The 22,307-nt window shown below is 70.3% G+C and carries 16 protein-coding genes and 1 pseudogene; 5 read left to right on the top strand and 12 right to left on the bottom strand.

The window, feature by feature from the left end:
• Positions 1-95 precede the first annotated feature (95 nt).
• Positions 96-977 carry a helix-turn-helix transcriptional regulator gene (locus tag OHN19_RS29715; RefSeq protein ID WP_330267130.1) on the top strand — a complete coding sequence of 294 codons (882 nt, stop codon included), beginning with the start codon at positions 96-98 and terminating at the stop codon, positions 975-977.
• A gap of 153 nt (positions 978-1,130) precedes the next feature.
• Positions 1,131-3,242: a LamG domain-containing protein gene (locus OHN19_RS29710; protein WP_330269738.1), complete on the top strand. Its 2,112-nt coding sequence runs from the start codon at positions 1,131-1,133 to the stop codon at positions 3,240-3,242.
• A gap of 84 nt (positions 3,243-3,326) precedes the next feature.
• Here the strand turns inward: OHN19_RS29710 and OHN19_RS29705 are convergent, their stop codons facing one another.
• The 3 genes from OHN19_RS29705 to OHN19_RS29695 all read right to left on the bottom strand — a co-directional run bounded on the left by OHN19_RS29705 (position 3,327) and on the right by OHN19_RS29695 (position 5,468).
• Positions 3,327-3,854, bottom strand: coding sequence for an SRPBCC family protein (locus tag OHN19_RS29705; protein WP_330267129.1), 528 nt, complete (start codon positions 3,852-3,854; stop codon positions 3,327-3,329).
• A 132-nt stretch (positions 3,855-3,986) separates the two neighbouring features.
• A complete protein-coding gene (locus OHN19_RS29700) occupies positions 3,987-4,487 on the bottom strand; it encodes a cupin domain-containing protein (RefSeq protein WP_330267128.1) in 501 nt (166 codons plus the stop codon).
• A 36-nt stretch (positions 4,488-4,523) separates the two neighbouring features.
• On the bottom strand, positions 4,524-5,468 hold the full coding sequence (locus tag OHN19_RS29695) for an NADP-dependent oxidoreductase (RefSeq protein WP_330267127.1): 945 nt from the start codon (positions 5,466-5,468) through the stop codon (positions 4,524-4,526).
• Positions 5,469-5,685: 217 nt separating this feature from the next.
• Here OHN19_RS29695 and OHN19_RS29690 point away from each other — a divergent pair, with 217 nt between their 5' ends.
• Positions 5,686-6,669: a helix-turn-helix domain-containing protein gene (locus OHN19_RS29690; RefSeq protein ID WP_330267126.1), complete on the top strand. Its 984-nt coding sequence runs from the start codon at positions 5,686-5,688 to the stop codon at positions 6,667-6,669.
• A gap of 287 nt (positions 6,670-6,956) precedes the next feature.
• Here the strand turns inward: OHN19_RS29690 and OHN19_RS29685 are convergent, their stop codons facing one another.
• Positions 6,957-8,216 (bottom strand): DUF418 domain-containing protein, encoded by a 1,260-nt coding sequence (locus tag OHN19_RS29685; RefSeq protein WP_330267125.1) that lies wholly within the window; start codon positions 8,214-8,216, stop codon positions 6,957-6,959.
• A gap of 209 nt (positions 8,217-8,425) precedes the next feature.
• Between OHN19_RS29685 and OHN19_RS29680 the strand changes: the two are divergent.
• Positions 8,426-9,029 (top strand): annotated as a pseudogene (locus tag OHN19_RS29680) (TetR/AcrR family transcriptional regulator).
• A gap of 341 nt (positions 9,030-9,370) precedes the next feature.
• On the opposite strand, the gene OHN19_RS29675 reads toward OHN19_RS29680, so the two are convergent.
• The 6 genes from OHN19_RS29675 to OHN19_RS29650 form a co-directional block, all read right to left on the bottom strand.
• Complete coding sequence (locus OHN19_RS29675) at positions 9,371-9,889, bottom strand: hypothetical protein (protein ID WP_330267124.1); 519 nt, start codon at positions 9,887-9,889, stop codon at positions 9,371-9,373.
• A gap of 622 nt (positions 9,890-10,511) precedes the next feature.
• Positions 10,512-12,083 (bottom strand): amidohydrolase, encoded by a 1,572-nt coding sequence (locus OHN19_RS29670; protein ID WP_330267123.1) that lies wholly within the window; start codon positions 12,081-12,083, stop codon positions 10,512-10,514.
• An 85-nt stretch (positions 12,084-12,168) separates the two neighbouring features.
• On the bottom strand, positions 12,169-13,593 hold the full coding sequence (locus OHN19_RS29665; protein ID WP_330267122.1) for an APC family permease: 1,425 nt from the start codon (positions 13,591-13,593) through the stop codon (positions 12,169-12,171).
• Positions 13,594-13,776: 183 nt separating this feature from the next.
• Positions 13,777-15,006, bottom strand: coding sequence for an NAD(P)/FAD-dependent oxidoreductase (locus OHN19_RS29660; protein WP_330267121.1), 1,230 nt, complete (start codon positions 15,004-15,006; stop codon positions 13,777-13,779).
• Positions 14,973-15,173, bottom strand: coding sequence for a ferredoxin (locus tag OHN19_RS29655; RefSeq protein WP_330267120.1), 201 nt, complete (start codon positions 15,171-15,173; stop codon positions 14,973-14,975). The genes OHN19_RS29660 and OHN19_RS29655 overlap by 34 nt, the downstream gene beginning before the upstream one ends.
• 47 nt (positions 15,174-15,220) lie before the next feature.
• Complete coding sequence (locus tag OHN19_RS29650; RefSeq protein WP_330267119.1) at positions 15,221-16,405, bottom strand: cytochrome P450; 1,185 nt, start codon at positions 16,403-16,405, stop codon at positions 15,221-15,223.
• Between the two features lie 550 nt (positions 16,406-16,955).
• Between OHN19_RS29650 and OHN19_RS29645 the strand changes: the two genes are divergently transcribed.
• Positions 16,956-17,585: a TetR/AcrR family transcriptional regulator gene (locus OHN19_RS29645; protein WP_330267118.1), complete on the top strand. Its 630-nt coding sequence runs from the start codon at positions 16,956-16,958 to the stop codon at positions 17,583-17,585.
• Between the two features lie 958 nt (positions 17,586-18,543).
• On the opposite strand, the gene OHN19_RS29640 is transcribed toward OHN19_RS29645, so the two are convergent.
• Both OHN19_RS29640 and OHN19_RS29635 read right to left on the bottom strand, forming a co-directional pair.
• Complete coding sequence (locus OHN19_RS29640; RefSeq protein WP_030323686.1) at positions 18,544-19,686, bottom strand: acetate/propionate family kinase; 1,143 nt, start codon at positions 19,684-19,686, stop codon at positions 18,544-18,546.
• 430 nt (positions 19,687-20,116) lie between these two features.
• Positions 20,117-22,291: an FUSC family protein gene (locus OHN19_RS29635; protein WP_030323688.1), complete on the bottom strand. Its 2,175-nt coding sequence runs from the start codon at positions 22,289-22,291 to the stop codon at positions 20,117-20,119.
• Positions 22,292-22,307: the final 16 nt, after the last annotated feature.

Genomic DNA, 22,307 nt, shown 5'->3' with positions numbered 1-22,307 from the left:
AGCCGCCACAAGGGTGGTCATCACATGACCACCCTCACGGCTCACAACCGGCTCGGCGGGCGGGCACCATGGAGGGAAGCGATCGGGAGGCATCGATGGACGCTCCGTCCGAACTGGGAGACTTCCTCAAGTCCCGCCGCGCCGCAGTGCGCCCGGAGGACGTCGGCATCACCCCGCATCCGACCCGCCGCCGGGTCAGCGGGCTCCGCCGGGAGGAGCTGGCCATGCTCGCCGGGGTCAGCATCACCCACTACACCCGCCTCGAACAGGGCCGCGCCCTCAGCGCCTCGGACTCCGTGCTGGACGCGATCGCGCGCACCCTGCGGCTGACGGACGACGAGACCGCGCATCTGAAGGACCTGGCCCGCCGCACCGCCACCACGACCCGCTCCACCACCCCCCGTGCGGAGCAGGCCGGCGCCTCGGCCCGGCAGTTGCTGGCGGCCATGTCGGAGGTGCCGGCACTGATCCTGGACCGCCGCAACGACGTACTGGCCTGGAACCGGCTGGGGCACGCGCTGCTCGCCGCGCATCTGCCCGCGGACAGCCCCGAGACACCGGGCACCCGGCCCAATGTGACGCGGATGCTGTTCCTGGACGACCGCTACCGCGCCCTGTACACCGACTGGAACGACGAGGCACAGCTCGCGGTCGCCTCGCTGCGGCTGATCGCCGGCCGGCACCCCGACGACCGCCGACTGACCGAACTGGTCGGCCAACTCACCGTTCAGTGCGACGAGTTCGCCTCCCGCTGGGCCCGCCATCCGGTGCGCACCTGCACCTCGGGGGTGAAGCGGCTGCGTCACCCGTCGGTCGGCACGATGAACCTGAGCTTCGAGAACCTCGTCATCCCCGGCTCGTCCGGCCAGCGCCTGATCGCCTACACGGCCGAACCCGGCTCACCCTCCGAGGCGGCTCTGCGCCTGCTGGGCAGCACAGCCGCACCCGAGGTCGAGAGCACTGCCGTGCCAGCGTGAGGCGGAGCGCGCCGATCGGCCGGCAAACCCTTTCCGTGCTGTCAGTGGCCTCTGTTAGCTTCAGGCGCTCGTGTGATCCACGAGTGTCGAGCATTCACAGGGGAGGGCCACTTGACCAGGTTCACGAGGACTCGCAGACGCAGACGGACGACGGTGGTGGGGAGTTGTGCGGCGGCCCTGTTGGCCACGGCTGCCGGGACGGCGTACGCGGTGGGCAACCTGCCGCCGAATCAACCGCTTGTCCAGGACCTCCAGTCGGGAGGCAAGGCATGCGCGACCGGTGACGACACGCCCTACGTTTCGGCGCCGCCGAGGCTCAGCGCGGTGCTGTACGACCCCGAGGAGGACAACCAGCCCTCCGAATCCAGCCCGCTCAGCGGCGAGTTCGAAGCCTGGTGGACGGACGCGGCCGGAGTGAAGCACCAGCGTGGCTTCACCACCGTCGTTCTTTCCTCGGGGTCGCGCCAGTACTGGACGATGCCGAACGACATCCCGGCGAACACCGTCGTCTCCTGGCACGTCCGCGCGAACGACGGCAAGGCGACCTCCCCGTGGAGCGACGAGGGCGACGGCACGGTCTGCTCGTTCGTGTACGACGACGTGAGCCCGGAGAAGGCCACGATCACCTCTCCGGAATACCCCAACCCGGAGGACGTGTTCTGGGTGGACGGAGTGGGCGTCTACGGCCACTTCACCATGGACTCGCCTTCCGACGACGTGGTGTCGTACAAGTACGGCTTCATGGGCGGCCCTTACGGCACCGTCTCCGCGGAGCGGCCGGGCGCGGCCGTGACCATTCCGTACCTGCCGCTCTCCGCGGGACCCAAGTCGCTGGCGGTCCAAGCGATCGACAGGTCGGGCCGAATCAGCGGGGAGTCGCGCTACGACTTCAACGTGAAGGCCGGCCGTGCTCCCGTCGCCCGCTGGAAGCTGGACGACCCGGCGGATTCCACCTCGGCCGCCGCCGAGACCGGCACCGCCGCCCGTGCCGGGACCGGCGTGACCTTCGGCGGCCCGGCGCCCACAGGCACCACGGCCACCGCCACGGCCGGCCTCGACGGCAGCAGCCAGGCGTTCCTCACCCCGGACACCTCGGTGACCGACATCCGTAAGACCTTCGCGGTGAGCGCGTGGGTACGGCCCGCCGAGACCGACCGGGACATGACCGTCGTCAGCCAGGATGCCGACGAGCGGCCCGGCTTCGACCTCGGGCTGCGCCACCAGGACTCCGGGGCCGCCTGGTCGTTCGCGATCGGCGGCGCACAGGTGTCCGGCGGCGCGCCCGAGACCGGCGAGTGGGCCCATCTGCTGGGGCTGTACGACGCCGAGACCGGAAAGGCGCGGCTGTACGTCAACGGCCACGAGGCCGGCACCGCCGCCGACGCGACTCCCGCCGGGGCGGCCGGCGCTTTCCAGATCGGGCGCGCCCTCGGGGCTGCCGGCTACGAGGACCAGTGGCACGGGGACATCGGCGACGTACAGGTTCACGACCGGGTCGTAGTGCCGGACGAGGTAACCGAACTCGCCCAACGCCAGCCGAAGTTGCTCGGCCACTGGTCGCTGGAGAACGCGATCGACGGGGTGAGCCCAGAGCAGTCGGACGGCGCGCCGCTGCGGCTCGGCGCGGGGGCCTCGATCTACCGGGGATCCGACAGTTCCTGCATCCCGGAGATCGACCCGGACTGCACCTACGTGCCGCCGCCACTCGTCGGTGACGGGCATCTGGTGCTGGACGGCGAGAGCGGGTACGCCGCTGCCGACGGGCCCGTCGTGGACACCGGGGACAGTTTCACTCTCGGCGTCGTCGTTCGCCTCGCGGACTCCGAGCCCGCCCACCCGATGACCGTGCTCTCGCAGGCCGGCGAGCACACCGACGCCTTCAAGGTGCGCTACGAGCCGTCCACGCACACCTGGCAACTGGTGATGCCGGAGAAGGACGAGGCCGGAGCCCCCGAGAAGGTGGTGTCCCAGATCGTGGGCGCGGACGGAGGCGAGGGCCAAGGCCATCGCCTCGCCGTGGTCTACGACGACGCCACCGACACGATCAAGCTCTACCTCGACGGCCACACCAACGCCCAGGCGACCGCGAGCCTCCCCAACGGCCGGCACAGCACCGGTGCCCTCCAGATCGGCCGGGCGATGTCCGATGACGGCTGGGGCGAGTACCTGCACGGCGACGTGGACGAGGTACAGGCCTACGCGGGCGCGCTGACGGACAGGGGCGTCTCCGGCCTCGGCTCAGGTACGGATCCTTGTCTGTGCTGATCCCCTGATCCCTGACCTCCTCGACGGCCCGCCCGAACCCGGGTTCCGGCGGGCCGTCCTGCTCTGAGGTCGTTCCTTTCGCCGTCACCCGGTCCGGAGCGGCGTCTGCTCACTGTCCGCTGTTTCGATGACGTGGACGCATCGGGCGAGGGCGGCCACCATGTAGCGGCGCCAGAGCGGGGTGAAGGGGCCGGCGAGGATCCAGCGGCGGCCGGGCAGCGGCTTGAACTCGTAGGTCCAGCGGATGAGGGTGCCGTCACCGTCGGGGTTGACGTTGAAATCGCCCCGGATGCCGGCCGCGAGGCGGGAGAGGGCGTTGGTGAAGCCGGTGATCTGGTAGGCGAAGCTGGAGCCCGGTACGTACTCGGTGAGTTCCTCGTCGGCCTGGGAGCCGTCGTCGAACTGCGGGTTTCTTCGCGGGCCCGCGTGGTCCCAGGCCTCGGTCTGGTTCTTCACGCTGCTGATGCCGGGGAACGGGGCAACCGGGCGGAAGACAGTGGGGAGGTCGATGGGCACTAGGATGCGGAAGGCGTCCTCGGGTGCCGTGCGGGTCCGCTGCTGGACGGTGATGGTGACGGTCCTGTCGGCCGGCCCGATGAGGAGTGTGGTCATGGTTCTGCTCTCCGTCGTGGTGGTGGTCGGCGTGTGTGCGGTCGCGGGGAGAGGTGCGCGAGCCGGTGCGGTCGGCGGTGACGGGCGTGCGGTGGTGCGGGTGTTGCCCGGTTGGGAGATAGGGCCGCCGGGCTACAGGAACTCGCTCCGGTAGGTCGGCGCCAACTCGGCGGCCCGGCGGCGGCGTTCGGCGAGTTCGTCGTCCGACAGCTGCGGGGCCGGCGCGTCCTTGCCGGCGACGACGTCACCGATGCGCGCGAAGTACTCCTCCTGGCCGGCCGGGGTGCACATGCACAGCATGCGGGCCGGCGCCCCCGACGCGTTGCGGAAGTTGTGCGGTGCGTTGGCCGGGATGTTGATCGTGGACCCGGCCCCCACGGTGTGCTTCTCGCCGCGGAAGGTGAACTCGATCTCGCCCTCGAGGATCGTGAACATCTCCTCGAAGTCGTGCCGGTGCGGGGGCGGGCCGCCGCCGTCGGGGACGTGCATGTCGATCAGGCAGTACCGGCCGTCGGTCTGCTCGCCGGTGACCAGCATGCCGTAGGTGTTGCCCACCAGTGAGATGTACGTGGTGCCGGGGTCGTCGGGGTTCGCCACGGTCAGCGAGCGCGACAGATCGTCGTCGGGGATCATCGTGTTCGTCTCCTTCACAGCTCGGTCAAACGGGCGTCAGGCGCCGGGCGTCACGACGACCTTGCCGCTGGGCAGTGCGCCCGCGGCGGCGTCGGCGTGCAGGGCCGGCAGCTCGGCCAGCGGCACCCGCCGGGCGACCTCGACGCGCAGCTCGCCGCCGTCGACCAGCTCCACCAGGTGCGACAACTGCTCCGCGTCGCTGCGGACGAACAGGTCGATGCCGCGTACGTCGCGCTCGTCGTCGGTGGGCGCGGGCATCCACACGGTGGTGTTCACCAGGACACCGCCGGGGCGGATCAGACCGAGGAGCGCGGCCAGTTGCGCGGGTTCGACCGGCGCGAGGTTGAGTACCGCGTCCACCGGCCCGCTCACCGCAGCGACGACGCCGACGGTCGTGTGGTCGACGACCTCGTCCGCGCCCGCCGCCCTGACACGCTCACTGCTGCGCGGACCGGCCGTGGCGATCACGTGGGCGCCGGCCTGCTTGGCCAACTGCACGGCGTAGCCGCCGACCGCTCCGCCCGCGCCGTTGATCAGCACGCGCTGCCCGGCGGTCGGCTTCGCGTGCTCGAACAGCGCCTGCCATGCGGTCAGGCCCACCAGCGGCAGCGCGGCCGCGTCGGGCAGCGCGACGCTCTTGGGCGCCGGCGTCAGGGCCTCAGCCGGTGCCAGGACGTACTCCGCGGCGGCGCCGGGTCCCGCCATCGGCAGAAGGCCGATGACCTGGTCCCCGACCTGGATGCCGGTCACGCCCTCGCCGAGGGCGTCGACCGTGCCGGCGACGTCGATGCCGGGGGTGTGCGGCAGCGTCACCGGGATCGGCCCCCGCATGAAACCGGCGCGGATGTTGGCGTCGACCGGGTTGAACGACGTCGCCGCGACACGGACCCGCACCTGTCCCGCGTCCGGATCCGGCTGTTCCACGTCCTCGTGGCGCAGGACGTCGGGGTCGCCGTACTGGTGGAAACGCACTGCCTTCATGGGTCTTCTCACTTTCGCCCGCGGGGTCGCGGTCGCTCTGGCCGCGCGCGAGGTCAAGACGCGAGACACGGTGGCTGCGGCGCCGGCACGGTCGCCAGGCGGTAGATCGTCGTGGAGGTTGAAGCGTCACCAAGCGTAGGAACAGGCGTACGTCGAACGGGTGTACCTTCGCGACACGGAATGGGATTCCGGCGACATCCTCATGGCGGGAGAGCACATGACGAGCAGGCCGCATTTACCTGGCCCGGCCGACACGGTGGGCGGGTTCCACGTCGACACCGGCTCCACCGGCACCGGTCGGGGAACGTGGGAGCCGTTCGTCGACACCTGGAACGACCGTATGGGGGACCTGTACCCGCTGCCGGAGTTCAGCGCTTCGGCGGTCGACGGCTTCCGGGGAACGATGCGGTCGGTGACCCTGCAGGACACCGTCTTCAACGAGACCTGGAGCGCCTCACCCGTGAGCGCCCGGGCCGTCGGCAGGCAGGAGCACGACCACATCAGGCTGTACGTCGGTCTGCGCGGTGTGACGACCCTGCGGGACCCGCACGACCAGGACGGTGACGCCTACGTCTCGGCCGGCACCTACTTCATGCATCACGTCGTGACGGAGAACCACTTCCACACCACACCCGAGACCGGCAAGCGCATCTTCTTCTTCCCCGGCGACCCCCTGCGGTCCCTGATCGCCGGGAAACCACGCACCGGCCGGACCAGCTCGCCCGCGGCGCAGATCCTCATGGCACACACCAGCATGGTGCAACGAACCGCGAGCAGCCTCGGCCCGGCGGCCGCGCAGGCGTCCCGCAACGCCCTGCTCGAACTCGCCAAAGGGCTGATCCTCGACCACTTCGACGACCGCGAGCCCACCTTCACCCCGGCGCTGGCGGAGGCGGCCAAGGACCTGGCCGAGGCCCGGCTCACCGACGCGGAGTTGTCGCCGACCACGGTCGCCGCCCAACTGCACGTCTCCGTACGGACCCTGCAGCGGGCCTTCGCGAGCCTGGACGAGTCGTTCAGCGCCTACATCCGCCGCCGGCGCCTGGAGGAGGCGGCCGAGGCACTCACCGCCTCCGGGTCACGGCTCACCGTCTCCGAGGCCGCCGCGCGCTGGCATTTCACTGACAGCAGCCACTTCATCCGCGCTTTCAAGAAGCAATACCGAGCAACACCAGCGCGATTCGCACGCCGCCTGACGTAACGCACGTCTCACCGGGCCCGCACGGAGCAGCGCCGGGGAGGCCGCGCTGCCCTCCACCACCTGGCGCAGGGCACAGGTCAACTCCCGCTTGGGACTCGCACCGCTTCCAGCTCCGCACCCACCCGCAACACCGGCCCACCGCCCGGACCCGGGGTCTGGAGCGTCGGCTCTCCGAGCGGAGGGGCGGGGGGCGGCCGCGGGGTCCGAGGGGCAGCAGCGGCGGATGCTGGAGCCATGAGCGGCCCGGGCCGGGGTGGAGGGTGGAGCTTCACACCCCGGCCCGGGTCTCACCGGATGTGCTTCGCCGGCTTGGTGGCGGCGTTGAGCAGGTACTCCAGGGGGCCGCGGCGGAAGAAGCGGGACCAGACCGCGGCGAACAGGATGGCTGCGAGGACGTACATGATCAGGGGCAGCCAGGACTGCTGGGTGCCGGTTCCGGCGGGCGTGGACAGTGCGGTCTGGGCGAGGAAGTGGCCGACGTAGGCGGTCAGGGACATGGTGCCCACGGCGATGACCGGCTTGGCCAGGCGGCGCAGTCGCGGCAGGCGGTCCATCGCCACCGTGGCGCCCACGATCACGAGGATCGCGATACCGACGCTGCCGATGATGTCGAACGTGGTGCCGCTGTGCGGGCCGCCCGTCAGGAGCATCGACGCCGGCATGTCGGGGAACGACCCCCCGTCGGGCACCGACCCGCTGCCGAGGGGCACCGACCCGGAGCCGCCGGACGACGACCCGTCTTCCGCGAGGCTCCGCAAAGCGCCCTTGCCGGCGAGCAGCAGGGACGTGCCGTAGGCGACCGCGGTGAGGGTGGCGCCGAGCGCGGCCAGGCGCTTCTGGACGGTGCCGCTGGAGAGGTCGAGGCGGCCCAGCGCCATGCCCGCGATGACGAACGACATCCAGGTGAGCGCCGGGTAGAAGCCGGTGAGCAACAGATCGAGGACGCCGACCTCACTGAGGTGGCGGAGCGGGTCGTAGGTGTTGATGCTCTGCTGGACCGACGGGGTCAGCAGCGAGGTGAGCACGAACGCCAGCTGCGGTGCGACGAGGGCGAACGCGGCCGCGATGATCGCGAGGGTCCTGGCGCTCAGTCGCACCAAGGGCAGGGCGAGGAGGAAGTAGACGCCGTAGAAGCCGAGGATGATCACGCCCCCGTACTCCATCGCCATCACGGTGCCCAGCGCCAGCAGGATCACGGCGCGGATCGCGATACGGGCCCTCGCCTGCCGGCCCGCCCGGCCGGTCCTGGGCTCGCGGCGGCCGGCGAGCAGCATCAGGGAGAACCCGGCGAGGGTGGCGAACAGGACCGACGAGTGGCCGTCCGACATGTACCGGATCCAGCTGGCGACGCCGGTCGTGGCGGACAGCGGGGGGCCGATGTGCACGACGTACATGCCGAACACCGCCAGCGCGCGGGCCAGGTCCACCCCGACGAGGCGTCCCATCGAGGGACCGGGCGGGGCCGGGGACTCGGGTGAGGTCCGGTGCGGCGGAGGCGAGTTCTCCTGCGGAGCGGACGTCTCCTGCGGCGGCTGTGTCTGTGTCATACGGAGAACCTCGCGTGGGCCTCCGGGGGCGGACCATCCGGCAGTCTTCGGGCTCTCCCCCGCCGACCGGCGGGTACGGCCCTGCCGACCGGCGGAGTCCGGTCCTGACCCGTCGGTCCGGTGCTGCCGGACGGGCGGTGTCGTTCAACCACTTCGCGCAAACCGCGCCGACGGGCGAGTGGCCCACCCGGCACGTAGAGGAGTGTGCGGTGCGATACAGGAGTGAGCACAAGCAGGCCACCAGGCAGAGGATCATCGAGACGGCGGGCCGCCGCTTCAAGGAGGACGGCATCGACGGCTCGGGCATCGCGGCGCTCATGCGGGACGCCGGGCTGACCAACGGCGTTCTACACCCACCTCACGTCCAAGGACGACCGGGTCGCCACCACGATCGCCGACCAGTTGCAGGCCCAGCACGCGAGCATCGTCGCGCACGCGGAACGGGGCCGCGCCGGGCTCGAACAGATCGTGCGCTGGTACCTGTCCCCCTGGCACCGTGACAGCCGTGACGTCGGCTGCCCTTCGGCCGCCCTGCTCGACGAGATAGGCCGCTGCACCCACCCGACCAGGCAGGCCTACACCGAGGGCGTACTGGTGGTCGCCGACGGCATCGCCGAGCGCCTGGCACCGGAGGACCCGCTCTCGGTCCGCCCGATGGCACTCAGCTCGTACGCCATGATGGCCGGCACCCTCCAACTCGCACGAGCCCTCGCCGACCCGCAGCTCGCCGACCAGGTCCTCGACCAGGGCATCCACAACGCCCTCACGCTCCTGGGCGTCGAACACGAAGGAGACACCAGGACGGCGCACTGACCGCCGTGCGCAGCGCACCGCCCACGCCGCGCCCACACCTCACCTGCGGCACGGCACCCGTACGGGAAGAGGTGCCCTCGACACCCGGAAGTGCACGCAGCCTTGTCCACCCCTACGCTCGGGCCCGACGACGTCTTCCGGCTGCTGATCACAGCCGTACTCCCGCCGCTCGGACTGTGGTTGTGCATCCGGCCGCCACACGGCCGCCGGTCGAAGCCGCCGCACCCGAGGGCATGAACCCGGGGTACCGGACATCAAGCCTGCCCACCCCCTGCCCGGCGAGCGGATCGGCTCGCCGGGCCGTTTGGTGTTACAGATCGCCTGTGGAGTCAGCGGTCGGGTCAGAACTTCTTGAAGGCGACATTCCTGCCTTGCTTGTCCAATGGTTGGGGCGTGCTCAGCAGCGTTCCGTCGGTCTTGCTCGGCCATCCCGGTGGTTCGATGACAAACCAGTAGCGGGCGGTTGGCAGGCCGCTGCCGTGCGGGAACGGGATTGTCTTGACCACGGTGTGGCTTGCCACTCTGATCGCGGTGGCATTGTCCGGGAGCGGTCCGTACACGACGACGCCGTTCTTGTCGCCGGGCTCCTGTCCTCCTGACCAGTAACCGCCCGAGGGGCTGCTGTCGAAGCCGCAGCCCCCGGACGACCGGTCTCCGCCGGCTTCCGGCCCCCGGGGGCCGTCCACCGTCAGACACAGCCCGTCATCGCCAAGGTATGCGTCCAACTGCCAGTGCACACCATGGGTCACATGTCGGGACAGCACGACGTAGTCGGGGAGGTGAGGGCCCGTTGTCGAACAGCCGGCAAGAAACACGCAGGCCAGCAAGGCGACCGGTCCCGTGGTCAGTAGACGTCTCATGGCGTCGACCTCGTCAGAGTTGGGTGGGCTGGGCAGCCCACAGGTGCAGGTGAGGGTTGGCCCCCTGCCAACTCAGGGCGTCTTTGACCTTCCATATAGCCGCTGACCTGGGTGATGACGGCCGAACTCGTACCGAAAGCCGGCGGCGTTGCATTTCTTCCGGAAACCACCCCCGTGGAACAGCACCCGTGAGGCGAAGTCGGTGCAGTCGTCACCGAACCCGTTGTACGAGATCTTGTAATGGCTCAACGCCCGCCCACGAAGGGTCTGTCCGGAGTGGCAGTTGATCACAGATCCCGGACTGGGCCGTGACGAGCCATCAGGCCACAACTCCATGCAGCTGGACGCCGAGGTCGGATTCACTGCCATCACGTTGAGGGACACGGCCGACACTCCGCTCGCCGGGGATTCCCCCTTTCCCCAGAACTGTCCTACCTCCAGCTGTTCTTGCCCCTTGTCCACGCACGCGCCCTATGACCGACCTGACCGTCATCACCATGGCTTGCCCCTGCTCTATAAATTTCACCGAATCTTCCGGTGAGCCAGAACCATGATCAATCCACCACCTGCCAAGTCTCGCCAAAGGTTTCCCCTGGCAACAGGCGTTCTGAGTTCCGCGAAGTCAGGCACCACGGTGCGCGATGTGCCCCCCGGTGACGGTGAGTTGGACCGGTGCGTGAGCCACCTCGTCGGCGGGGGCCGTGACGGGGTCGACGGCGAGTGCCGTGAGGTCGGCCCGGAAGCCGACCGCGATCCGTCCGGCCACGTGGGCCTCCCCGGCGGCGAGGGCGGCGTGGGTGGTGCAGCCTTCCAGCGCCTGGAGACCGGTCAGCCCCGTGCGTGCGGCGGCCGCTCCGCGCGGGGACCGTGCGGTGGCCAGGACCGCGCGGGCGTCGTGGTGGGCGATGGGCCAGTCCGAGCCGAGGGCGACGACGGCCCCCGCGTTCCGCAGGTCGCGCAGCCGCCAGGCCCGTGCGGCACGGGTCCCGCCCAGCCGTCGGGACCACTCGTCGGTGTGGTCGGCGCGGGTGTAGTCGCTGTGCGGGGGCTGCATGGAGGCGATGACACCGAGCCGCGCGAACCGGCTGACCATCTCGGAGGGCACCGACTCGATGTGCTCCACGCGGTGCGCGAGGCGCGCGTCCGGCCCGAGCGACTCGACGGTGTCGAGGACGTGCCGTACCGCCGCGTCCCCGATGGCGTGGGTCGCCGTACGCACACCGGCCCGGTGCAGAAACCGTACGGCCTCGCTGTACGCGCCCGGGTCGGGCCAGAACGCCTCGGTGCCCTGGCCGTGACAGTCCGGGTGTTCCAGCCAGGCGGTGCCGCCCTCGACGGTGCCGTCCATGAAGAACTTCACGCCGCCCACCCGCCAGTGCCGTCCGCCACGTCCCTGGAGGGCGACGAGTGCCTCCAGCGCCTCCTCGTCCGCGCCCGGCATGCACCAGGGCGCGAACCTGAGCCGCACGGGCAGCACGGTCTCCTCGGCCACCGCACCGACGAGTTCGAGGTCAGCGGCGTCCATGACGTGGGCCCCGGTGAGGCCGGTGGCGGCCATCTCGGAGAGCAACTCGACCAGCCGGGACCGCCGTTGGTGGTACGACGGGCGCGGCAGAACGGCGTCGACCAGATCCATCGCCGCGTGTTCGACCAGATGCCCGGTGAGCCGACCGTCGGCGTCGGTCGCGAGGTGGGCCCGCTGGGCGAAGCTGCGGGGCCCGGTGACGCCCGCCGCCTTCAGGGCCGTACCGGTGACGAGGGCGGAGTGGCCGTCGTACAGGCGCAGGAAAGCCGGGGCTCCCCCCAGGACGTCCTCGACCAGGGCACGGTCGACGGGCCGGCCCCCGAAGACGTTGTGGTCCAGGCCGTAGCCGACGACCCAGCCGTCGATCCGCTCGGCCGAGACGAGCGCCGCGCGCAGCCCGTCGAGGTCGCCGACCTGCGCCAGGTCGAGTCCGGTGGTCAGGTGCAGGCCCCACACCGGGTGGCTGTGGCTGTCCACAAGACCCGGCACCAGCCACGCCCCGGCCAGGTCGACGACCTCGGTTGCCGGACCGCGCCAGTCGCGTACGACGTCCTGCTCACCGACCGCGACGATCGTCCCTTCGCGTACGGCGACCGCTGACGCGTGCGGGCGCTCGGGGTCGAGGGTGCGTACAGAGCCGCCGGTGACGATGAGGTCGGCGGTGGGCATGCGGGCTCCTTCGGGTCGTACGGCAGCGGTGACGGACAGGGTTGGACCCTGTCCGTCGTCCACGGAACTCAGGAGGTCGATGCCGTCAGTCGGCGTCCCCGACCGCGGGCACGGTGCTGGTCGGCAGGGGTGTCGGGTCGGCCGGTGCCGGGGCAGGCCGGGACAGAGTGCCTCGCCGTCGCCAGGCCGCGGCCAGTCCGATCACCAGGATGGCGAACGGGGTGACGGAGGTGAGGATGTTGACGCTGCCGTTGGAGCCGGTCATCAGGGTGATGTTGTCGATGAGCAGGTACAGGACGCCGGCGAGCAGTACGGCGGCCAGGGCGCTGGAACCGATGATCACGGGCGAGGGCCGACTGTCGGACGTGCGCCCGCGCAGGAAGACGACGACGGCCACGGACGTCAGCACCATCAGCAGGATCAGTCCGAGCACGGCCGGTGTGCTCAGCCACACCGCCATTTTCGTGTAGGGGTCCAGACCGGCGACGGCGAAGAACACCACGCCCACCAGAGCGATCACGGCCTGGTAGTTCCCGGCGACGGGCGAGCGGTGGACCGGATGCACTCGCCCGAAACGAGCGGGAAGCAGTCCGTCGTGCGCCATCGCGTGTCCGTAGCGGCTGATGGTGTTGAAGTAGGCGAGGGAGGAGGCGATGGTGCTGGTGACCATCAGGACCTGCGTCACGTCGCCGGCCCACGGGCCGACGAACTTGTCGGCGACGATGAACACCATGTCGGTCGGATGGGTGCCGGCAGCGGTGGCGAGGTCGGCGGTCCCGAACGCCTGGATGATCGCCCAGGACACCAGACAGTAGAACAGGGCGAGGAACGACAGGGAGATGACGGCCGCCCGGGGCATCGTGCGTTCGGGATTCCGGGTCTCGGCGCGGTAGACGGCCGTGTACTCGATACCGATGAAGGCGCCGAACCACACGAGGGAGGAGGCGGCCATCCCGCCGGTGAACACGTTGTGGGGTGCGAAGGAGGCGCCGCTGAAACCGTGGGCTCCGCCGTGGGCGAGGACGCCGACGGTGATGACGGTGAGGATGCCGACCTCGGCGAGCAAAAGCACGGCGAGGACCTTGGCGCCGACGTCGATTCCGCGGCGGCCCAGGTACCACACCAGCACCATGAACACGATCGCGTAGAGGGACCAGTGCAGGTGTATGTGGAAGAAGTGGTCGACGAGGGACTGCGTCACCGTGGCGAGGATGCCTGAGCCACCGATCTGGATGGCCAGGTAGGCGAAGAGCGCGACCGCGGCGGCGGCCCCGCCCAACCGGCGTCCCAGACCTGCCTCGATGTACGCGTAGAACGTGCCCGGGCGGTCGACGTGGCGGGTCATCGCCATGAAGCCCAGGACGAACAGGGCGAGGACCAGCCCGGCGAGGAGGAATCCGGCCGGGGCGCCGACACCTCCGACGATGTACCCCAGCGGTCCGTAACCCGCGATGAGGTTGAGCGGTGCGGCCGCCGAGATCACCAGGAAGACGACCCCCCAGACGCCCATGGCTCCTGCTTTGAGCCCGTCCTGTGTCGGGGACCGGCCGTCTGCGCTGCTTGTTGCAACCCCTTGCTTCATCGTGTTCCTCTCGGGGACGAGACTCCCATATGCCGTTGATCGGCCATGAGCTGTAAACCGGCACATGGGAGTTATGTGGTGGGATGGATCACACGGGGCGGGTGTCGTGAACTAGGGGGTGGCGAGCGGGCCACCGGGCAGTCGGGACCTGAGTTCCTGGAAGGTCCGGGGACTGCCGACCGTGAGGACGCCGGTGAGTGTGCCGTCGGTGAGGTAGCGGGCGACGAGGCCGGCCGGCGATGTGGACGGCCCGTCGACGATCACTTCGTCGCCGTGGAAGGAACCGGCTCCTTGGAGGAGGGCGCCGTACTGGGAGGACCAGAAGTAGGGGACCGTGTCGAAGGCCACGGTCCGCGCCGCGTCCGCGGCCAGGAGCTGCTCCGCGACATGGCGGCCCTGCTCCCTGGCGCAGGTCCAGTGCTCGACGCGCAGACGGCGTGCTGCCGAGGCACTGGGCCAGGACACCGCGTCACCGGCCGCCCACACGCCGGGGGCCGTCGTCCTGAGACGCTCGTCGGCGAGGATCTCCCCCCTGTTGCCCAGCTCGACTCCGCTGCCCACGAGCCACTGTGTGGCCGGGCGGACCCCGACGGCGCAGACCACGACGTCGCCGTCCACCCTCCGGCCGTCGTCGAGCGTGACCACGCCGGCGTCGGCGCTTCCGGAGATCGCCACGACCCGGCGCCCCAGTTCGAACTCCACGCCCTCTTCGCGGTGGCGGCCCTCCAGCCACGCGGCGACCTGGGACCCGACAATGCGCTGGAGCGGACCCTCCCCTGCTTCGACCACCACCACGCGGTGGCCGAGCCCGCGGAGGACCGCGGCCGCTTCGAGCCCGATCAGGCCGCCTCCGACGATGACGACCCTGCTGGGGAGGACAAGGTCGTCACGGAGCACGCGCACATCGGCGAGCGAGTGCAGCGTGCGGATCCACGGGGCACTCTCGTGCCAGGGGGTGACCGGGGTGCAGCCGGGTGCGAGCACCAGATCGTCGTACGGGACCGGCTGGCCCTTGGTCACCACCACCGTCCGTGTCCTCGTGTCCAACCGCTCGACGGGTGACCCCGCGCGCAGGTCGATGCGCAGCTCGGCCAGTTGTTCATCGCTGCGCAGACGGGCTTCCGCGGCGTCGACGCGCCCGCTGAGAACGTCCTTCGACAGGGGCGGGCGGTTGTAGGGCTGATCGGCGTCGGCGTCGATCACGGTGATCGACACGCTGGCGCTGAGTGCGCGAAGACGCTCGGCACAGGCCAGTCCGGCGGCGCCGGCGCCGATGACACAGACACGCCGCGCTCTGCTCCCGGGGCTCACTCCCGCCACCTGATCGCCTGGGCGGGGCATACGGCGATGGCGTTGTCGACGCTTTCCGCCATGTCGTCGGGAACGTCACCCGAGGGGTCGTTCAGTACGACGAGCCCGTCCTCTCCGAGGTCGAAGACGGCCGGCGCCGCGGCCGTGCACATGCCCGCTCCGATGCAGGCGGGAGAGTTCACGTCGATCTTCTTCATGGTCACGCTCCGTTCGGTTCCAGGTGTGTCCGGGGTGGACCGTGCGATCAGGCAGGCGTGACGCGGACGCGGAGCGGGCCCAGCTCGGCGAAGAACTCGGGTTCGCCTACGGCCGTCAGCGGTACGCGCTCGATCCGGCGCCAGCGGGAGGACATCGCACGGATCAGTTCCTCGCACTCCATGACGGCGGCCATCCGGCCCATGCAGAAGTGGCGACCCACACTCCAGTTCAGCGGCTGGCGCGGGGCCTTGCGCGTCACGTCGAAGGCGTCGGCGGCGTCGAAGACCTTCGGGTCGCGGTTGGCCGCCATCACCACCGCGAAGGCGTGCGCGCCCTGCGGGATGCGGATCCCGTCGATGTCGACGTCCTCCAGCGCGACCCGGAACGTCGGAATCGACGCGGGGTTCCACCGTGCGACCTCGATGACCGCACCGGGCACCAGCGACGGGTCCGCGCGCACGAGGTCCCACTGGTCGGGATGGTCCGCGAAGGCCGCGACGATGTGGACCATCAGCCCCTGAGTCGTCTCGGTGCTCGCGGCCAGCATGATGCTGATCGCGTTGTGGACCTCGTCCAGGGTCAGGGAACCCGCCTGCTGCTGCCTGAGGAGGTGGCCGATGAGGTTGTCCGCGTCCTCACGTCCGTCGGCGACGATCCTCTCGACCCAGTCGTCCGCCTCCCGCTGCGCGGCCTCCACCTCGTCCCTGGTGGCCGGGTCCATGGAGAACACCTTCACCACCGAGTCGGAGACGTAGGTGATGAAGTCGCTGTCGCTCAGCGGGACGCCCAGCAGGATCGCGAAGAACCGGGCCGGGATGTGGCGCAGCACCGTGTCCACGATGTCGAAGTCGCCCGCCGTGCCCGCCCGGTCGAGGAGGTCCTCGATCATCACGCGGACCTCCGACCGGAGCCCTTCGATCCGCGACGGGGTGAGGAAGGACCCGATGGCGGCCCGAAGGCGCATGTGGTCCGGTCCTTCGGCTCCGTTGACGCTGGTCTCGGCGTTGCGGATCATCACCTCGTCGGTCACGCCGACGGACTCGAACAGTTCCCTGAGACCTGTTCCGAGACCGGTGTGCCGCAGCAGGGCGACGCAACTGTCGTAGGTGACGAACTCGAAGCCGGCGGCCGTCCTCACGACGTCCGCGCCGGCGGGTATGGAGCGCCACGGATCTCGCCCTCGCAGGTGCTTCTCCTCCGCGGGTGCGACGGTCGCGAGAGTGAAGGCCATGGCATGTCCTTTCGACCTGGTGCCTACGGGTGCCGACGAGCGACGCGCGGCGTCGTACGCAACGGCGTGGTGACGTTCGGCGGTCGCCGCGACGCCCTATGGGAAGTCCGCGTGGATACGGGATCCGGCGACTCGAAGAAGCTCTGCCTGCGGCTTCGTGGGTCCGCGTCGGCAGGGGGCGGGTGACCCGCCCTTTTTTCTGACAGTGTCAGATATAAGGCAGGGGTCCTCGCGTTGTCCAGAGGCCCAGCGGTGCTGTGTACGACCGCCCGCCGGTCCGGGCCCGTGAGTGACGCCGGTCCCGCGGGCCGGGTCCCGGGCTTGTACCGTCACCAAATCGCCTGCCCGGAAGGTGACTTGGATCCGCTCGACGGACGGTCGACCGCCGGGTCGGGTCCGGGGACGGCGCGGTACGGTCGGGCGTGTTTTTACTTGTCCGTCACAGGCCGGCGCCGGCGTCGCCCGGACGGCGATCCGGTGAGGGGCGCCAGTAGGCTGACCGCGCTTTCCCATGAGGGAGCACTACGCGGGCAGGGCCGGGAGGGAACCGATGCCGAAGATCGTCGACCATGAAGCGCGCCGAGCCGACCTGGCCCGAGCACTGTGGTCGGTGGTGCAACGCGACGGGGTGAACGCCGCATCGATCCGTGCGGTGGCCGCCGAAGCGGGATGGACCTACGGCTCGGTCGCCCACTACTTCAAGACCCGGGACGAGATGCTCCTGTTCGCCTACCGGCTCGCCTTCAGCCGCGAGCGGGAGCACTTTCCCGTCGGGAACGATCAGCTCAACGCGCTCGACCGGCTGGTAGGAGTACTCCTGCGAGCTCTGCCGGTCGACGAGGCTTCGACCATCGACTTCCAGATCTGGCTCGCCTTCATGGGACGCGTGGCAGACGATCCGTCACTCGCGGAGTCCGTTCGCCAGGAACACGACCTCTTCCACGACGACGTGCGCGTGCTCGTCGAAGAGGCGGTGGTGGCCGGTTTCCTGGGACCGGAGCACGGGGTCGCGGCATTGGTGGAGACGGCTGTCACCTTCGTGAACGGACTGGGCGTCGTGGCCGCGCTGGACCCCAAGCACCACGGCCCCGAATCGCTGGAGCGGAAGCTCAGGGATTTCCTGTCGAAGTTCGCCCCGACCGGCGGCGCGGCCACGGAAGCGCACCGCGAAGCCGGATGACACCGCTCCGGCCGATCGCCGTCACACGCCGGCCGACCTCCGACCGTGGAAGCGCACTGGCCCCCACGGAGCGTGCCAACCCGATTCGAACTAACGCCTACGGCCCCAGAGTTGACCTGAATCCCCACCCGGACGATACGTTTCCGCAGGTCAGGGACGTGCACAGTGGGGCGGGTGGGACTCGAACCCACGGCCGACGGATTATGAGTCCTTTGGGGATCTTGGCGGTCCTTGCCGATCAACGCTCATTCTTGACGTTTTCACAGCTCAGATGCGGTTATCCGTGTTTGGGCCAGTCAGCCCTTGTCAGTCTGTTCCTGTCCTTGCGGCCTCAACTCGGCCTCAATGAGGCCCGACAGGGTCGCGCCGAAGGCATAGAGGACGATCGCGCCAGCTCAAAAACGGGAATCGAACCCGCGCGCAGCGGATTCCGCTTCCAACGCGCAGAGGCTCCGCCCCGGGCGCCGGGGCGGAGCCTCTATGGCAGTGACCATAGGTCAAACGGCAACGCCGAGCCTAGCCGAGTTCCATTGCGGCCAACCGTTAGGCCGCCCGCTTCAGTCCTTGAAGGCCAGACAGAGGAAGGCGTGCGCCGATCACCTCAAGGCGTTGCTGAGTGCGCATGTGGCTGGCGATGACATCGGGACCTTCAGCAGGACTGCGGGGCGCGGATCACGGGCGGTACGCGCCCGAACGATGTCGACTGCGAACTGAAGCCTCGTGTGACCAGCACCGGGATGCCGAGGGCGGCGAGCCAGTCGGTGGCGCAGGGCGCCCCAAGGGCGTTCGAAGGGGAGGTACGGAGCTCTGCTGACGGGCCAGTGGCCCTAAAGCCCCGTGACCGGACGGGGGATGACATACAGGACCAGACGTCTCCACTTCCCCGCGTGTTGTCCTGGCACAGGAGGCCGGTTCTTTGCGCGGGCCAGGCAGATGTGCCGGCAGTTGTCTTGGCCAGTCACATGCCGAGCACACGTCGCGTCTCGGCGGCGATCTGCTGTGTCTCGCCGGTTGCGACCACGAGGACCGGGACACCGCTCCCCGCCTGATCGATGCGTCGGAGGCCTTCCCGCATCAAATCTTCCAGTTCGGGGACGAGTAGCCCGCCTCGTATACCGAGAACAGTCATGCCCGAGCAGATCTCTTCGCGTACCTCGGGTTGGTCTTCGCCGATCTCCCCGGTGAAGACCAGCGCGTCCAGCCGGTCCAGCGAAGCGGCCATCGAGGCGATGCCCCTGCGGCAGCTGAGTGTGAACGTCGCCAGCGCCAACGCGGCCGCGGCATCACCCTCCGCGCGGGCACGCACCAGGTCCCGGGTGTCTCCCGATGTACCGGAGAGGCCGAGCAGACCGGAATGCCGGTGGAGTGCGGCATCCAATTCGTCCGCGCTCAGACCGTGCCGCCGCTGCAGCCACAGCAGGGCGCCGGGGTCGAGGCTGCCGCTGCGCCGGCTCATCACCAGGCCTTCCAGCGGCGTAAGGCCCATGGTGGTGTCCACGCTGCGTCCGTTCCGGACGGCGCAGGCCGAGCAGCCGCCGCCCAGGTGCACCAGCACGACCTGCAAGTTGCCGACGGGTCGGTCCAGGGCCTGCGCCGTCCTCTGCAGTGCCCACGCGTAGGAAAGCCCGTGGAAGCCGTACCGGCGCAGCCCGTATTCGGCTCGCCATCTCTCCGGCACGGCGTACGTGCGCGCCTCTGCTGGCAGGTCCTTGTGAAAGACAGTGTCGAAGCAGGCGACATGAGGAACGTCAGGCAGGAGTTCTCGTGCGGCATCAACGACAGGCAGGGCAGGGGTCACGTGCAGCGGTGCGAGGTCGGCGACATCCGCCAGCAGAGCCCGTACGCGTGCGTCGATCAGCGTATGTCGGGGCAGGTGCGGGCCGCCGTGGACGATTCGGTGACCGACCGACGCAGGAGCGGGCGCTTCCCTGAGGAAGTTCCGCAGTTCAACCACCGAAGCAGGCCCCGGGGACTCCGAGGCGTCTCGAGCCGCCACCATTTCACCGTCCGCCGCGAACAGAGCGATGTGCAGGCTCGAAGAGCCGGCTGCGAGGACCAGTACATGACCACCAGAGCTCTCGTGGGAGCGGTCGGCACTCATCGCACACCTCCAGTGCTCACGTCCTCCGGCCCGCTGCGCCCGCCACTCAGCAACGGGCCCGGCACGGGCCCCGCCATCCCTTCACGCCGCTGCGGCAAGGCCGCAGGTTCCTGCGGTTCGTATCGCGTCGGGCTGCCTCATAACGCCTGTCCTGCCGCCGGTAGGCCTCGGTGATGTCGCGCATCGCCGCTTCCTCAGGCTGCCACCCCGAAGAGGGGTCCGCTCGTCCACCCCGTTCGCCCGCACACGCCGCGCGACAGGCAGGGGCACCCCTGGCATGCCGACACACCAACCGGAGAGCAGCCCTGCCAGGCCCGAGCAGTTCGACGCCCCAGTGCAACCCATCTCACGGTACGTATGGCGGTGCTCGACGCCGTCGGGAGACCACTAGCCGCTCCAGGAGGTGCGGCGCTCCCCGTGGCCTGAACCGTCACCCACAGCGGTGCGCGGGTCCCGATCCGTCACCTTCAGCCACGGCCGCCCGCACCCGTTGCTCCTCGCGAGCGGAGCCGATGTCCCGTTCCAGGGGTGTGCGGCTCACGGCTGTCGTGAGGTCCTCCAGGGCCCGCTTCTGTAGTTCCGCCCCGCGCCGTAGCACCGGGTTCCGCTCCCCGGATGCGGCTCCGTCCCACGCATCGAGCGCTTCCTCCACTCGCCCCCAGTCCGGATTCCTGTGCTCCCGCACGTCGACTGCCGCCTGCGCTGTGTCCGCCTCCAAGGCCTCTGCGACCCGCTCCGCCTCGGGGGTGGAACGGCTGTCGGCCTGTGGGACATGGCTCTCCATGAGCATCGCCGCCCGGTCGAGTTCCTCGAGTGCGTCCTGCGCCTGCTCCGCCTCGCGCGATGTCAGACCTCTGGGGCGGACCGGTTCCTGCTTTGCCTGGTCGTACGCCTCCTGCCAGGCGGCACGTGCCTCCCTGCTGGCCAGCAGGGCCCTGCGCATGTCGGCGAGATGCTCCCGGGTCGGTTCGGCGTGGCTGCGGAGCACTGCGGCCGCGTAGCGGCCGTCGGCGGCGAGCCAGTCCGCGAGCCGGCCCGGCAGCCGGGGGGTCTCCCATGCGGGGAACACCAGGTACGCCAGCATGGCCAAGGCCCCGCCGAGCAGGGTGAGCACGACCCGCTCCGGGACCGTCTGCTCCCATGCCTGGCCGCCCATGCCGAGCAGGAAGACGACGTACGCGGCAGTGAAGCACTGGGAGTAGGCGTAGCCGGTACGGTTCAGCGTGTACGACAGGCCTACCGAGACGACCGCCAGCGCGCCGAACACATGGGCGTCCGGGCCCAGGGCCCGCACCATCGCGGTGGCGAGCGCCACCCCCACCAGGGTCCCGGCGAAGCGGCCCACCGCGCGCGCATACGTCCGGTGGAAGTCGGGCCGCATCACCATCACCGAGGCGATGGGCGCCCAGTAGCCGTGGCCCACGGGCAGCCGGGAAGCGATGAGATAGCCGAGCGTGGCCACCGCCGCCAGGCGGACGGCGTGCCGGAACACGGGCGAGTCCCGGCGGAGCTCACGGCGGACGGCCCGGACGACGACCGGGAGCAACCGGAACATCGTCGGGCGCACCCGGAAGTGGGCGCCCGCGGTGCCGGACGGCGTAGGCGCCCTGTCGCGCGCGCCGCCGCTCCCGGCGATCTCCAACGCCTCGGCGAGCAGTTCCACGAGCCGTTCGGCGGCCTGCCGGGCGGGCCCCTCCAGCACTTCGTGCTCCTCGTCGACGCGCAGGACGTCCGCGCTCCCGGGCGGCACCTCGGCGGGAGTGCCGCGGCGGATCGAACGGGCTGCCGCGTCCAGTACGTCTGCGGCCGTGCCGAGCAGCTCTCGCGCGCGGTCCCGCTCGGGTCCCTCCGCCGGGGCGCCGACGTCCGGGTCGGCGAGCGCGGCGAGGACCGGCAGAATGCGCTCGGCGAGGCCCCGGGGGCCGTGGAGGACGGGGGGACGGGTGCGGGCCTGTGAAGGCGTCACGGCGGCCGCGTCCCGGGCCGTCATCAAGGGCACCGGGTCGAACGGGGCGGCCGGGTCCTGCCGCAGCCGGCGGGCGTAGTCCGCCACGGCGGCCAGGGCGTCGGCGAGCGCGTCACGATGCGCCCCCCAACGGCGGATCGGGAACAGCAGGATCAGCACGGCCTGCGTCACGCCTCCGAGCGCGATGACCCCGGCGTGTTCCAGGGCTCGTCCGACGCTCGTCGGCAGGGTGATGGTCACCAGCATGCTGCCGACCGTCGTCGCTGCGACGATGCCGGCGGTCGAGCCGAGGGCCCATGCCATCCCCGCGGCAAAGGCCCATACGGCCAGCAGCGGGAGGAACGTCACGAGGCGCCCCGCCGTCAGATAGCCCACGAAGGTGCTGAGTGCCAGACCCGCGCCCGCACCGAGCGCGATCACCTTGCGCGGACGCCAGGTCCGCTGGAAGGTGGCCCCACCCGCGGAGTAGGCACCGAGGGCGGCGGACGCGGCGTACGCAGGGGAAACCAGCCACAGCGCCAGCCCGATGACGATCGCCACCCCCGCAGCCGTGCGGAGCGCGAGCAGGGGCTCCAGCCGCGTCTCCTCGATCGTGAGCCCGGATCGCACGACCTCCCTGAAGGTCCGCAGCCACCTCACCCCTGTGAGCCTAGCC

The sequence above is a fragment of the Streptomyces griseorubiginosus genome (genome assembly GCF_036345115.1).
Taxonomy (GTDB): Bacteria; Actinomycetota; Actinomycetes; order Streptomycetales; family Streptomycetaceae; genus Streptomyces; species Streptomyces griseorubiginosus_C.
The sequence above is the reverse complement of the archived record's forward strand: the minus strand, read 5'-3'. Positions and strand labels throughout refer to the sequence as shown.

Excerpts from the sequence above, each read along its gene's own strand:
- OHN19_RS29700 (WP_330267128.1), bottom strand. The coding sequence starts at position 4,487 with ATGATCCCCGACGACGATCTGTCGCGCTCGCTGACCGTGGCGAACCCC.
- OHN19_RS29640 (WP_030323686.1), bottom strand. The coding sequence starts at position 19,686 with ATGAGTGCCGACCGCTCCCACGAGAGCTCTGGTGGTCATGTACTGGTC.
- OHN19_RS29655 (WP_330267120.1), bottom strand. The coding sequence starts at position 15,173 with ATGAAGAAGATCGACGTGAACTCTCCCGCCTGCATCGGAGCGGGCATG.
- OHN19_RS29685 (WP_330267125.1), bottom strand. The coding sequence starts at position 8,216 with ATGACACAGACACAGCCGCCGCAGGAGACGTCCGCTCCGCAGGAGAAC.
- OHN19_RS29660 (WP_330267121.1), bottom strand. The coding sequence starts at position 15,006 with ATGCCCCGCCCAGGCGATCAGGTGGCGGGAGTGAGCCCCGGGAGCAGA.
- OHN19_RS29695 (WP_330267127.1), bottom strand. The coding sequence starts at position 5,468 with ATGAAGGCAGTGCGTTTCCACCAGTACGGCGACCCCGACGTCCTGCGC.
- OHN19_RS29650 (WP_330267119.1), bottom strand. The coding sequence starts at position 16,405 with ATGGCCTTCACTCTCGCGACCGTCGCACCCGCGGAGGAGAAGCACCTG.
- OHN19_RS29715 (WP_330267130.1), top strand. The coding sequence starts at position 96 with ATGGACGCTCCGTCCGAACTGGGAGACTTCCTCAAGTCCCGCCGCGCC.
- OHN19_RS29690 (WP_330267126.1), top strand. The coding sequence starts at position 5,686 with ATGACGAGCAGGCCGCATTTACCTGGCCCGGCCGACACGGTGGGCGGG.
- OHN19_RS29670 (WP_330267123.1), bottom strand. The coding sequence starts at position 12,083 with ATGCCCACCGCCGACCTCATCGTCACCGGCGGCTCTGTACGCACCCTC.
- OHN19_RS29675 (WP_330267124.1), bottom strand. The coding sequence starts at position 9,889 with ATGAGACGTCTACTGACCACGGGACCGGTCGCCTTGCTGGCCTGCGTG.
- OHN19_RS29705 (WP_330267129.1), bottom strand. The coding sequence starts at position 3,854 with ATGACCACACTCCTCATCGGGCCGGCCGACAGGACCGTCACCATCACC.
- OHN19_RS29665 (WP_330267122.1), bottom strand. The coding sequence starts at position 13,593 with ATGGGCGTCTGGGGGGTCGTCTTCCTGGTGATCTCGGCGGCCGCACCG.
- OHN19_RS29645 (WP_330267118.1), top strand. The coding sequence starts at position 16,956 with ATGCCGAAGATCGTCGACCATGAAGCGCGCCGAGCCGACCTGGCCCGA.